Origin of the sequence: Algoriphagus sp. 4150 (assembly GCF_031457395.1) — a bacterium.
In the GTDB taxonomy this organism is placed as follows: Bacteria; Bacteroidota; Bacteroidia; order Cytophagales; family Cyclobacteriaceae; genus Algoriphagus.
Genome location: NZ_JAVDWS010000010.1, coordinates 36,886 through 48,911, shown reverse-complemented (window position 1 = coordinate 48,911; position 12,026 = coordinate 36,886). Strand labels below are relative to the sequence as shown.

At 40.7% G+C, this 12,026-nt stretch carries 13 protein-coding genes; 6 read left to right on the top strand and 7 right to left on the bottom strand.

What is annotated here, in order from left to right:
• Positions 1–103: 103 nt before the first annotated feature.
• Positions 104–613, bottom strand: coding sequence for an ArsR family transcriptional regulator (locus J2X69_RS13775; protein WP_310104209.1), 510 nt, complete (start codon positions 611–613; stop codon positions 104–106).
• Between the two features lie 380 nt (positions 614–993).
• On the bottom strand, positions 994–1,323 hold the full coding sequence (locus J2X69_RS13770; protein ID WP_310104207.1) for a helix-turn-helix domain-containing protein: 330 nt from the start codon (positions 1,321–1,323) through the stop codon (positions 994–996).
• A 114-nt stretch (positions 1,324–1,437) separates the two neighbouring features.
• On the opposite strand from J2X69_RS13770, the gene J2X69_RS13765 reads away from it, so the two are divergent.
• From J2X69_RS13765 to J2X69_RS13755, 3 genes are read left to right on the top strand one after another with little or no spacing between them, the layout of a single operon-like run.
• A complete protein-coding gene (locus J2X69_RS13765; protein ID WP_310104205.1) occupies positions 1,438–1,662 on the top strand; it encodes an isochorismatase family protein in 225 nt (74 codons plus the stop codon).
• Positions 1,647–1,985, top strand: coding sequence for an isochorismatase family protein (locus J2X69_RS13760; protein ID WP_310104518.1), 339 nt, complete (start codon positions 1,647–1,649; stop codon positions 1,983–1,985). Before J2X69_RS13765 ends, J2X69_RS13760 begins: the two co-directional genes overlap by 16 nt.
• Before the next feature lie 25 nt (positions 1,986–2,010).
• On the top strand, positions 2,011–2,397 hold the full coding sequence (locus J2X69_RS13755) for a nuclear transport factor 2 family protein (protein WP_310104202.1): 387 nt from the start codon (positions 2,011–2,013) through the stop codon (positions 2,395–2,397).
• 83 nt (positions 2,398–2,480) lie between these two features.
• Here J2X69_RS13755 and J2X69_RS13750 read toward each other — a convergent pair whose 3' ends face one another.
• The 3 genes from J2X69_RS13750 to J2X69_RS13740 all read right to left on the bottom strand — a co-directional run bounded on the left by J2X69_RS13750 (position 2,481) and on the right by J2X69_RS13740 (position 6,144).
• Complete coding sequence (locus tag J2X69_RS13750; protein WP_310104200.1) at positions 2,481–2,855, bottom strand: hypothetical protein; 375 nt, start codon at positions 2,853–2,855, stop codon at positions 2,481–2,483.
• A 152-nt stretch (positions 2,856–3,007) separates the two neighbouring features.
• On the bottom strand, positions 3,008–5,428 hold the full coding sequence (locus J2X69_RS13745; protein ID WP_310104197.1) for a penicillin acylase family protein: 2,421 nt from the start codon (positions 5,426–5,428) through the stop codon (positions 3,008–3,010).
• Between the two features lie 140 nt (positions 5,429–5,568).
• Positions 5,569–6,144 (bottom strand): DUF2911 domain-containing protein, encoded by a 576-nt coding sequence (locus J2X69_RS13740; RefSeq protein WP_310104194.1) that lies wholly within the window; start codon positions 6,142–6,144, stop codon positions 5,569–5,571.
• A 244-nt stretch (positions 6,145–6,388) separates the two neighbouring features.
• Here J2X69_RS13740 and J2X69_RS13735 point away from each other — a divergent pair, with 244 nt between their 5' ends.
• Positions 6,389–7,432: an endonuclease/exonuclease/phosphatase family protein gene (locus J2X69_RS13735; protein WP_310104192.1), complete on the top strand. Its 1,044-nt coding sequence runs from the start codon at positions 6,389–6,391 to the stop codon at positions 7,430–7,432.
• Positions 7,433–7,441: 9 nt separating this feature from the next.
• On the opposite strand, the gene J2X69_RS13730 is transcribed toward J2X69_RS13735, so the two are convergent.
• Positions 7,442–9,694 (bottom strand): MMPL family transporter, encoded by a 2,253-nt coding sequence (locus J2X69_RS13730; protein ID WP_310104189.1) that lies wholly within the window; start codon positions 9,692–9,694, stop codon positions 7,442–7,444.
• Positions 9,695–9,828: 134 nt separating this feature from the next.
• Here J2X69_RS13730 and J2X69_RS13725 point away from each other — a divergent pair, with 134 nt between their 5' ends.
• Both J2X69_RS13725 and J2X69_RS13720 read left to right on the top strand, forming a co-directional pair.
• Positions 9,829–10,623: a thymidylate synthase gene (locus tag J2X69_RS13725; protein WP_310104186.1), complete on the top strand. Its 795-nt coding sequence runs from the start codon at positions 9,829–9,831 to the stop codon at positions 10,621–10,623.
• 409 nt (positions 10,624–11,032) lie between these two features.
• On the top strand, positions 11,033–11,323 hold the full coding sequence (locus tag J2X69_RS13720; protein ID WP_310104183.1) for a hypothetical protein: 291 nt from the start codon (positions 11,033–11,035) through the stop codon (positions 11,321–11,323).
• 68 nt (positions 11,324–11,391) lie between these two features.
• Here the strand turns inward: J2X69_RS13720 and J2X69_RS13715 are convergent, their stop codons facing one another.
• Positions 11,392–11,937 carry a pyridoxamine 5'-phosphate oxidase family protein gene (locus J2X69_RS13715; RefSeq protein ID WP_310104180.1) on the bottom strand — a complete coding sequence of 182 codons (546 nt, stop codon included), beginning with the start codon at positions 11,935–11,937 and terminating at the stop codon, positions 11,392–11,394.
• Positions 11,938–12,026 lie beyond the last annotated feature (89 nt).

Genomic DNA, 12,026 nt, shown 5'->3' with positions numbered 1-12,026 from the left:
AATTTCTATCTATTCTCAAACAATTTCGCACAGCTTCGCCCTTTCAGTCACAGAAGTGCCTATCGTAATTCTATTACATGAAGTCCAAAGCCGGCTAAGGCCCCTACTTCCCTTCAAACAAAACCAAACCTGTAGAATCCAGCCTTTCAGGAAGCAATGTCAGTACCACTTTTCGATCTATTAATTCCTCTATCTTATTCGAAAGATTTAGGATATAACTCTCGTTTAAATTATCGCCCGTAACCACTACGTCAATTTTACCCGAATCGATACCTCTGGAGAGGTCACCAACCAAAATTACTTGACGGACCTCCCCCATCCGCTCGAGTATATGTTCAAGTAATTTGTCCAGTCCCAGATACTTACGTATGATTTCTTGAATGTTGGAAAAAAATGGATGAAACACATTTGCCTTATACGCAATTCTGTTTTTATCGGTCTGCTTTACCAGAATTCCAGCCCGAGTCAAATTGTTCAACTCTTTACGGATGGCGTTGGTAGATTCTCCAAACTCATCTGCCAATCCTCTCAAATGACTTTGCGTTTCAGAGTTAACAAAAAACTTGATAAGTAGCCTCAACCTTGTCTTTGAGGTAATTAAGGATTCAAGCATGAAAATCCACTCAACTAGTGAGTAACAAAGGTACTCATTGCATTGATTAGGAAAAATTAATCATACGTTTTAATTAAAAATGAAGGCTCACAACTACATTCAATTTAAATCAATATACTTCTTGGTCTTCCTCCTTGCAGGGATCCAAAAGCATCATAAGAGATGGTAAATTCAAGAATTGAGGCCACCTAAGCAAAGGAAATAACATCGCCGGAAAAATCCTGTAAACTATTCGATTCGGATAATCATTTGGGTATTGATGAATAAGGGGTGCTTGACATACTTCAGCTTGGATCTTCTACCGAAGCCAAATAGAATTACAAATGTTGAGCCGTGTACTTCACCTCATTTTTCTCAATAACTTACCGGTAGGCAATTGGTTATAGGCTTTCTAGTCCAAATGCTGCAAGTGTGTCCGCTATTGGCAAAGCTTTCAGTCCAAGTTTTGTCAAAGTATATTCAACTTTTGGTGGAATTTCCGGATATGCCTTTTTAGAAATGAATTTATGTTCCACCAAAAAGTTTAATTCTTGAATTAAAACCTTTTCGCTTATTCCCGGTATAGCTCTTTTCAGTTCTCCATATCTTATTACTCTTTCATTAATTTGAAATAGAATCAACAATGTCCATTTACCGCCTAAAAGTTTTAAAGACCTTCTAACCGGACAGTTTTCATCTGACTTTAAAATATTATTTCGAATTTCTTTCATTTGATAATCAATATTTCTAACCTATAGGTAAGTACCATACCATAGGGTATGTACTTGTACAAAGGTAAGTTCCATTGTACGTTTGTACAAGCGACATTTATAAAAAACAAACTTATGAGTAAAGCATTGTTGATAATAGACATTCAAAACGACTATTTTGAAAACGGAGCTATGGAATTAGTAGGTTCTTTGCAAGCAAGTGAAAATGCCAAACTTGTTTTGTCAAAATTCAGAAGCGAAAAGTTGCCAATCGTTCACATAGAGCATCTTTCTGTAGCACCGGGTTCTTTGTTTTTTTTTTACCGGAAACCGAGGGACAGGAAATTCACGAAAATGTAAAACCTCTAGCCGGAGAAAAAGTAGTCACAAAATACTATCCGAACAGTTTCAGAGAGACGGATCTTTTAGATTACCTGAAATATCAAAACATTACAGAACTGGTATTTGTAGGTATGATGACGCACATGTGCATTGATGCTACCGTGAGAGCAGCAAAAGACCTTGATTTTGAATGCACTGTAATTGGAGATGCTTGTGCTTCAAGGGATTTAGAAATTAACGGTATATCGGTAAAAGCAGAAGATGCTCACAACGCATTTTTAAGTGCTTTATCTTTCTTTTATGCCGATGTGAAAAACACAAAAGACTTTCTTCATAGTTAATTAAACAATAATTAAAAAAAGCGATATGACAGCAATAGAAGTAGTAACTGCTTACTCAACAGCCCTATCTCAGGGAGACATTCCTACAGCATTTTCACATTTTAGTCCTGATACAAAATGGCACCAGCCGGGAAATCATCAGTTTGCAGGAACAAAAATAGGACTTGCAGCCATTGGCAAAATGCTTGAAGGCATGATGGGCACAACACAAGGTTCATTGGTTATAAATCCGACAGGCGCTTTGATGTCAAATGGAAATTTAGTTTCCTTCCCGGTTCATTTTTCCGGTAAAAATGGAGACAAAACAGTGGATATGAATGGTGTTGATTTGTTTGAAGTTGTAGATGGAAAGATTGTCCAAGTTTGGTTATTTTCAGAAGACCAAGCTGCCGAAGACGAATTTTGGAATTAAACCTTAATAGAAAGCCTTGAAGTCAAGAGAGATTATTCTGTTTAGGGTAGTCTCTCTCTATGCTTTTACCACTAGGATATCCATCAATAACGTCTATAGATATTGTCCGGCTTTCTTTTAAATAATTTCCTCAGCAAGCTTCCCGTCCAGGCACTAAAAGCCCCAAGGAAAAAACCCACTAATCCAGTAATCACGAAGAGGATTACTTCCGAATCCAGCCCCATCAATTCACCCATTTTCTCCGGCAATGAACTCCCTGAAACTGTGGTGATATACATGCTCTTGCCCAGCCAAGCCAACCCCATCCCAAAACCTCCTGCGAAAAAAGCCCTTGCGCCGGGACTACCAATTAGCGCTGTAAGGGCCGCAATAAATATCATTACAGCCCAGTAAGGCATAAATGGGTTGAATAGTAGCACAAGCAACGCCGTCAGAAAGGCTAATAAAATAAATTTCATGTGTTTATTTTTTGATTTTTAATGGTCAGATAGCCTGTCCCGATCCGCCGCGGCGGATCGGGAGAATCTCGCATGCATATTAATCAACCCTCTCCCGAATCAAGTTCGGGACAAGTTGTGTGTCGACTTCGACATGCTCGATTTCATGCCTCTTAGTTTAAAATAGTTTGGAACAATACGCCTTCAGCTTGATCAGAAGTTCTGATATCGAAATTCAAATACTCCCCATTTGCCCATTTCTGGATAAAATCGCTGTAGTATTTGCTCCCGGGATTTCCTGACTGCCCACCGGGATATATCCCAAAAGCCTTCATTTGATCCCCTAGCTCCACCACCATTCTCCAGCTTGCCCCATGCCTTTCACTTGTAGCATTCAGTATCCCCGAGCCTCCACCTGTATACACATTCTGAACGGAGAAGGATTTAAACTGAGGGACGAGATGCTGAATTGTAGTCCTTTTATAATTTGCCCAGGAGAAATCACCCTCATCAGCCTCCCATTTCTTCATGTCTGCAAGCATCTCTTTGAATCCCTGTCGGACATGTATCGCTACAGTCTCCGTTTCGGCCGTATTCTTCAAATCAAATACAGTCCCATCGGGCTCATTCTTCATTAAAAGCACTGTTTGATAGTAGCTGGGGAGTACAATCGGCGCCGAATTTTCTGATAATTCCTTCCAAATCTGACTGTACATTTTTCTCCACCAGATGTAAAATATGGTTGGGGCCTTTTGATTGGGATCAGCATAATAATCCCATTCCTTCAATAAACCTAGATACTTTTTCGCATCGGAATCAGATGAAAATTCACCTCCAAGCAACTCCAGCATAACAGGCAATGCCTCCGCAGCGTGTAAATAGTAATCATCAAACTGTAGTCCCTGCATATCTTCAATGGTGATGTTCTTCATCTCACCAAGACGGCGGTTCAATCGGCGATTTCTATAAAACTCGTAGCTATTGTCAAAGACATAGTAGGGATAGGTGGAGTCTGTAGGGTGCTGATTGGCAGAACTGACAAAACCGCGGGAAGGATTTAATGTTGCTGCATTTTGATCATTTGGAATATATCCCTGCCACTCCATTCCCGGATCTGCCCCATCCATGAAAAACTTGCCTTGTCCCTTCCATTTCAATGGAAATTTGCCTTGTATACGCATAGCTATATCACCACTCTTGGAGGCAAAAACGAAGTTCTGGGCGGGTGCAGTGAAATGATCCAAAGCGGCATTGTAATCCTCGTGGTTTTTGGCAGAATTCAGCAAAAGGAAAGTTTTCTGCTCATTTGAGCCTTCATGTACATTCCACTTCAGGGCAAAATTGACATCCTGACGGTTTGAATTAAAGGTTTTGTCATAAACTACAGGCCCATAATGGGTATAAACCACTGTATCGATATATGTTTTTTCATTTTTTACCTTGATTTCTTCTATTCTAAAAGTAGTCTGTTCCCACTTGTTGCCATAGCGGTAGGCTTTTCTTGAATTATCCTGAAAAGTGATTTTATACCAATCCCGCGTATCTCTGGTAGCATTGGTGACACCCCAAGCCACATTCTCATTAAATCCTGAAATCACCCCCAATGCGCCGGGAAGAGTAGCCCCCTTCACAGAATGCCCCGGCGTAGTCAATTGCATGGAGTACCACAGTGAAGGCAGATTTAAACTCAAATGCGGATCGTTGGCTAGAATCGGATTGCCGCTTTTAGTTTTTGAGCCTGATACTGCCCAATTATTCGAGCCTATCCCTTCTTCCGGCTGCGGCAAAGGGGTTATAAGCAATTGATCGTTAGGATAATGATAATCAATACTATCAGGTTTTGCTACTGAAAGTGGCTTAAACTTCCACTTATGACCCGGTTCAATAATGGGATCCACACCAACCGGATATTCGGGGTAAAGTTTGTCCAGCATTACGTCTCCGAGGATTTTACGGAGATTAGAATATTCCAAATCCCTATCTCCTACCAACATGTCCGTCATGTATTTCAGCAAAAGAATTGACTTGAAAGCTGACCAGTGTTCCGGTCTATAATTAAGGATTTTATATTCTACAGGTAACCTGGCGTCGGACAACTGATCTATGTACTGGTTCACCCCATCGGCATAGGCTTCGAGCAGAAGAAAAGAATCGGGGTCGTTCTCCTGTATAAACTTCATTCCCATTTCAGCCCCATAGGCTAAGCCCTTTCTTCGGGTCATTCTGTCCAGATCCAATGCTATAGGCCCCACGATTTCGGATATTCTCCCTGCTGCAGCCATGGTTTGAAACTCCATTTGCCAAAGTCTGTGTTTTGCAGTGATATACCCCTGTGCTCTATACAAGTCGGCATCGTCAGTCGCAAATACATGAGGAATTAAGTGTTCATCGTACACCACCTTCACCTCACTGCTCAAACGATCCAAGTGCAATGCATCTTCTGCCAATGCATCCTCTGAAATGGCATTCTGCCAAAACCCATGCGAGGGATCCAGCAAAGGGGCCATGGGAGGAATCGCTCCAAAAGGTAGGGAAACTGCTATCGCAAGTGCAATAGTCAGAGCCAAAACGACTAAAAAGCCTACATACTTCATCGGGTCAAGTTTAGATAAGGTGACGAATTTAGCCTAATCCTATTATTATTAAGCAATTCCTGCCAGCGTTTTGCTAGTTAAAGCTAAAAAAATAGCCCTCAATGGTAAGTATTGAGGGCTTTTGTGATCGGGAAGTATATCTAATTGATAGTGATAGGCAGCTTGAGTTTTTCCCATCGAATCACTATTCCCGGACTTTCTATTTCCATAGATAAAGATTCTTGGTTTGATTCTTCCCAAACAGGATTCACTTCTACCCTAAGCACATCATTTTTCTCATCATACTGAAAATGTCCATGCTCCAAGTCCCATTCTGAATTGAAAATCACTGTCCAAGGTCCGGTCTCTTTTGGAATCGTAAACAAGGAGTATTTCCCGGAAGGCAGTTTACGTCCCTCTACAGTCATATCCTCAGCCAATTCCACGTGGGACGCTTCATTAGCTCCAGTTCTCCATACTACATTATACGGCACCAAGTCTCCCCATAATTCTCTGCCTTTCACAGCAGGGGAGCCGTATTGTACCTTGAATGCCTTCCCCGCAATCTGGCCGCTTTTTTCCATCAATGGACTTGGTCTGGATTCTACCTTAGCGGCCACCTGCTTAGTCTCCGCCGCAACTTCAGACTCAGAAGATTCAGAAACCTTAGATTCATTGCACGAAGTAAACGCCATGGCAATAATAGCTGCAGATAAAATAGTTTGGTACGTTTTCATAGTGGGTAATTTTCTATCGAAATAACTAATAATTAGTAAATGAGCAAAATTAAAGCCTCTCTTTCATCATTTACGTTGTAAAGATTTGCTCCATTTCCAAAAACCATAACTTTACAAATTCAGTAAATGAATTTTGGCAGTTAATTTTCACTTGGATCGAAGATTGCTCTGAACACATTACGTTCAACAGCCGTAGGAGGATCATGATTTATCACACAATGTTATGCAGGATCAATTTTAATTCATGAAAATTATTTCTTGGCTTGTTTTCGCCGCTTCGCTTTTATTGTTTTCCAGTGTCTATATCTCACCCGAGTATTTCCAGTATGTGGGATTATTACCGTTTTTCATTCCGCTCATTTTACTGCTCAATCTATTTCTACTGGTAATACTGATTCTATCATGGAGGAAATTAGCAATTTTACCTTTTCTGGTTTTACTTATAGGGTATAAATTTTTTATAGCCACTTTTCAGATTAATCCGAAAAATGAGGGAGCGGAAGGGCTCAAGATACTTACTTACAATGCCCACATGTTCTACTACAATCCAAAAAGTGAAGTCTCCTCCGACTCAAATGTGCTCTCATGGCTACAGGAGCAACCTGCAGACATTAAAGTGTTTCAGGAGTTTCTGCAAGACAACACCACTCCTTCCAAGGATGCTTTAAAAATTCTGGGTAAGGATTCAAATTACAAAGTCGCCTATCATATCACCGACGGCAATCCCCGAAAAAGGTCAAATGGACTCGCTATTTTTTCTAAATTCCCGATCATCAATGACGGAAAAATCTTCAATACCCAAGGTACAAACGGTGCTATTTTCGCAGATATCCTTGTCAATAAAGATACAATCCGCATTTATAATGCTCACTTGGAATCTATGAGCATCAATTCTCAAGGATTGGAAAATCTGGAAGGGTTTAAGGAAAATTACAGACAAACACTGGGGAAACTTCAACGAGGCAGCTTGGCCCGTAACAAACAACTTAAAATTCTTATGGAACATATGAGTAACAGTCCCCACCCCCTGATCCTCATGGGAGACCTTAATGAAATCCCCTACTCCTACGCTTATTTCAAATTGGGAGAAAATTATGAAAGTGCTTTTGAAACAGCGGGAAGAGGCTTCGGCTTCACTTATAACAGGGTACTCTTCTTCCTAAGAATCGATCATATTTTCTCCAGCAAAAAACTTAGAGCTATCCAATACAAAACCCACAGAGAGGTGGATTACTCGGACCATTACCCGGTGTCAGCTACCTTTACCTGGGATGGGTTTGGACAGTAGGATATTTTTTTATCCCTTGAATTTTTTCTCCCACATCTTTTTCAAAGGCAGGAGTAACAGTGGAAGCAAGATCAGATCAGCCAATAAAGCAAATATCAGCGAAGCGGAAATCAATAGTCCTGTAAAGTGCGTCACCCCAAACTGGCTAAAAATCAGCAAACCGAATCCCGCAGTAAGTACTATTGTGGTTAAAACAATTGCTTTTCCGGTTTCCAGAAAAGTTCGTTTCAGCGCATAGATCAGGTTTTTTCCTGAAGCAAGCTCAAATTTCAGCCTACTCATAAAATGTATGCTGTCATCCACCGCTATACCAAATGCCACGGTAAAGAGAATCGCCGTAGTCAACTTAAACTCAATCCCCAGTATGTACATCAACCCAAACATCCAGATCAGCGGAATTAAATTGGGAATCAAAAGAAGGAATGATATGCGCCAAGACCTAAATAAAAATCCCGCGATTACACCCACCAAAAGAAACGCAACCCCAAGACCTTTTGCCATCTGCAACGTCACGGATGTATGTCCTTTGTCTATCAAATAAGCTGTACCTGTCCAGCGTACTTGAAGCAAATCGGCATTAATCTCTTCTGAGATAAATTCATCGAATTGCGCACGTAAGGTTGTCATTTTCAACGAACCGAGGTCTGCCGCCCGGGTGCTGATTCTCCCTGATCTCCCATCTGCACTCAGTACTTTTGGTTCAGCCAATTCCATAGCTCTATCAAGCCATCGAGTCATTCGCTGAAATTGTCCCCGCGAGGGTAGTTGAAAAGCATGTGGACTCCCCTGATTTTGAGCCTGATTGATAGATTTCACCAGTGTGAGTGGAGAAATGGTCTGACTCTGGCCAAACAACTCATGAATTTTGGATTCTACCTTGACTAACTCTACCAGTACATCATAGTCCACCAAAGAATTTGCGCTTTCACCTACTGACAGATGGATCTCCAGAGGATTTGAACCGCCAAATTGCCCATCAAAAAACGTGAAGTCCTGTTGGATAGGATGGTCAATGGGAAGATTATCCAGCAGGTATCCATTAATCTTCAAGTTCAAACCCAACAAAACACAAAGGAGAGTAACTCCAAGGAATGAGATCCGAACCCCGTTTCTATGTTTCAATTGCCAGGAAAAAATTCTAAGAAGCAAACCGGGTTTTTCAGACTTCGGGTGAGACAGAGAAGTCTTAATTGGGAGGAGATATAATAACCCCGGAGCTAGCAGCATGACTGCCACAAACATTACTACCACACCGAGACCGGTAGACCATCCAAAATCCTGCAGGGCTGGAATACTGGTAAAATAAAGTGAAATAAAACCCAAGGCGGTAGTCATTACAGTCAACCACACAGGAAAGGTCAATTCTCTGAAAACGATATAAATAGCAGATTCTTTCTCAACTCCTGCTTTCAGCTTTTTAAGTAAGTGGGTAAAAAAGTGAATCAAAGCACTTAATCCCACGATCAAAAAAATAGTAGGCTGCATGACTGACATGACATCTAGCGGCTTACCTAAAAAAATCAGCAGCCCAAATGCCCATGCAACCCCTATGATCAGAACTAAAAATGGAATAAGTACGCCCCACCAAGATCTGAAAATCAGAAGAAGTAAAAGCAAAATCAAAAGAATCGAACATGCAAAAAACAACCCGAATTCATCTTGCATAAGAACAATGAAATCTCCCTGAGTTTGAATTTTGCCTGCTACCGCTATAGGCTTTATGCTATTTTGAGTGAAGACTTCTTTGATCGAATTGTACAATAGATCTCCGTCAGATTTCGAAATATCCTGCTCATTCTTGATCCAAAGCAAAAGAGAGTTTCCATCTTTTGAAAGCAGCTGGGAACGATATTGATCCAGATTCCCCGAGGTTCTTGCCAGCGAAGTCGTGTCTGACCAGTCCAGCACTTTTCTATAGGTGACGCCAAAAACGCCAATGATTGATTGCTCCAAATTCAAAAGCGAAATCACCGTATCGACTTTGTCCAACTTTTGGATTTCTGATTGGATAGTATTGGCTTTCGTCAAAAAATTAGTGTCAAAAAGCTCCCCTTCCCTATTTCCCAGCGCTACAAGCAAATAGTCATTGTCATTTTCAAATTGCTTTTTGAAGCTTTGATAGAAATCCAGACTTTCGTCATCCTGAGGGAAAAATGTCTCGAAATTGTAATTAAACTGTGGAATCGGCCGAAAAATCACCAACAGAACACAAAGCATAACCGCCAAACTAAGAAAAATGTAAGCCTTTGATTTTTGAAGCATTAATTCGTTGACATGGATTTTCACTCAGGTTCTGCGCTCAAGTATAATAAGAATGAAGCTGCTTTGTACTAAATCAATTCCATTTATTCTCCGAAGTGATTAACTTGCCGAAAGTTGAAAACCAAACCTAAAAGATGAAGCAATACCACGAGTTGATGCGCAAAATCCTGAATGAGGGAGCTGTAAAAGGAGATAGAACAGGCACAGGAACGCGGAGTATCTTCGGTCATCAGATGCGGTTTGACTTGTCCCGGGGTTTCCCTGTGGTCACTACCAAGAAACTTCATCTCCGCTCGATTATTATTGAGCTGCTGTGGTTTCTCAGAGGTGATTCCAACATCAATTATCTCAAGGAAAACAAGGTGTCTATCTGGAATGAATGGGCAGATGAAAACGGGGATTTGGGACCGGTCTATGGCTATCAGTGGAGACACTGGCCGGATGGCAAGGGCGGAGAAATCGATCAAATCAAAAATCTCATCCATCAAATCAAAACCAAACCTGACAGCCGTAGGCATATAGTAAGTGCTTGGAATGTAGCCGATGTGGACAATATGGCTTTGCCTCCCTGCCATACGATCTTCCAATTCTACGTAGCTGATGGCAAATTGAGTTGTCAGCTCTACCAGCGAAGTGCGGATGTATTCTTGGGTGTGCCCTTTAATATAGCTTCCTATGCATTGTTTACGATGATGGTAGCTCAGGTTTGTGGATTAGAGGCAGGTGATTTCATTCACACATTCGGAGATGCCCATTTGTATTCCAATCACCTGGAGCAAGCTGAATTGCAATTGAGCAGGGAGATTAGAGAATTGCCGATTATGAAAATAAATCCGAATGTCACCGATATTTTTGAATTCAAATACGAGGATTTCGAATTGGTCAATTATGACCCACACCCCCATATCAAAGCTGCGGTTGCAGTGTAGCACATCTCTTTTAAATATAAATAAAGCCCTGAATCAGAATTGCTTCAGGGCTTTTTTCATGTGTTTATAATTGTTTTCTATTAACCACCCCGAATAGTCGGGGAAGGGAATCCCTGCCTGTAGGCAGGCTCGATTTCATAAGATTTTTCCGGGCTTTAGTCGACGATTTTTATATTCTGTCATCGTACTATAACTCTATAGGCATGCGTCAGATGGTGTGGACGTACAAGACCGAAAACTTACAAAAAGCTTCGTGGCATCAAATGTCCCGAAAACAGAAATTACTTCTTTAAGGATAAGGCAAGACTAAGACAAATCCGTGGTTTGCCAAAACTTAAAAAATCTAAACTTAACTTGAAGTTTATAGCCCATAGTGCATATTAGAACTTCAAAAAACTATTATTAGCAAATGAAAAGATTCCAAATACTCTGGGCGACTAAAAGAACAAGCGGACCTTTCAAAGGAGAACTCATGTCTATCGGCGGCATTAATGAATCCGGAGAACTATGGAACATTTCTGTTGATCAGGCTATCGAAGGTATCAAAACAGGGATCTGGGAATTTTATGTTGTAGAAAATCTACTGGAAATCCCGGTAAGCATTTGCACCTTAAATGAATCCGAGACTTTTCTCACCTCAAGAGGGCACGGTTACCTGCTCAATCTGTTAGAAGAATTGCCGGAATACTCATTTTCATAGAATCCCCATATCAAGTTGGATTACATAGATCCGAGTCACCGCTATACTTACCATAACTCAGTACACTATCAATTCCTGAGAATTTCAGTTTCGAAACCATCAATACTTAAGGTATTCTTGTTTTCCCAATACTTTTCAATCCCTTCTATCCCCTGCTTTGATGACCAAGAATTCAACGTTTCCCGTTCTTCCTTATAGTCCATAAAAGGAACAGCAAAACCGCAGGAAGTCTGAACCAAGTGTACATCCATCTCTATGATCTGTCTTGATCCTGTATTCTCAGGAAACAAACCAATATACTTCTGAAATTCGCTGTCTCTGGGATGATAAATTCTCGCCTTTCCATAAAGTCTCAGAATCAATGGTTTCCCTTCAAATGCACAGAACATTATAGTCATTCTGTTGTTTTTCAATAAATGCGCAGCAGTTTCATTTCCACTCCCTGTCAAGTTGAGCCAAATGATTTTGTTTTCATCAATGACTCTGAATGAGTCGGTTCCCTTGGGGGAAACATTCACACTGCCCTCAGCAGCAGCGGTACCTACAAAAAATATTTTTTGATTTTCAATGAATTCTTTCAATTCAGGAGTTATGAAATCGAGTTTCTTTCCCATATTTTTTTATGGCTAGTAATTTAATCCGGATTATACATGAAATCCGGCAAGTCAAAAGCAGTACACAACTTGGTCTTTGAAAAACAAAT

Bases quoted from the DNA above. Each gene is read 5' to 3' on its own strand.
- J2X69_RS13720 (WP_310104183.1), top strand. From the start codon at position 11,033: ATGAAAAGATTCCAAATACTCTGGGCGACTAAAAGAACAAGCGGACCT.
- J2X69_RS13770 (WP_310104207.1), bottom strand. From the start codon at position 1,323: ATGAAAGAAATTCGAAATAATATTTTAAAGTCAGATGAAAACTGTCCG.
- J2X69_RS13740 (WP_310104194.1), bottom strand. From the start codon at position 6,144: ATGAAAACGTACCAAACTATTTTATCTGCAGCTATTATTGCCATGGCG.
- J2X69_RS13745 (WP_310104197.1), bottom strand. From the start codon at position 5,428: ATGAAGTATGTAGGCTTTTTAGTCGTTTTGGCTCTGACTATTGCACTT.
- J2X69_RS13715 (WP_310104180.1), bottom strand. From the start codon at position 11,937: ATGGGAAAGAAACTCGATTTCATAACTCCTGAATTGAAAGAATTCATT.
- J2X69_RS13765 (WP_310104205.1), top strand. From the start codon at position 1,438: ATGAGTAAAGCATTGTTGATAATAGACATTCAAAACGACTATTTTGAA.
- J2X69_RS13725 (WP_310104186.1), top strand. From the start codon at position 9,829: ATGAAGCAATACCACGAGTTGATGCGCAAAATCCTGAATGAGGGAGCT.
- J2X69_RS13755 (WP_310104202.1), top strand. From the start codon at position 2,011: ATGACAGCAATAGAAGTAGTAACTGCTTACTCAACAGCCCTATCTCAG.
- J2X69_RS13750 (WP_310104200.1), bottom strand. From the start codon at position 2,855: ATGAAATTTATTTTATTAGCCTTTCTGACGGCGTTGCTTGTGCTACTA.
- J2X69_RS13735 (WP_310104192.1), top strand. From the start codon at position 6,389: ATGAAAATTATTTCTTGGCTTGTTTTCGCCGCTTCGCTTTTATTGTTT.
- J2X69_RS13775 (WP_310104209.1), bottom strand. From the start codon at position 613: ATGCTTGAATCCTTAATTACCTCAAAGACAAGGTTGAGGCTACTTATC.
- J2X69_RS13730 (WP_310104189.1), bottom strand. From the start codon at position 9,694: ATGCTTCAAAAATCAAAGGCTTACATTTTTCTTAGTTTGGCGGTTATG.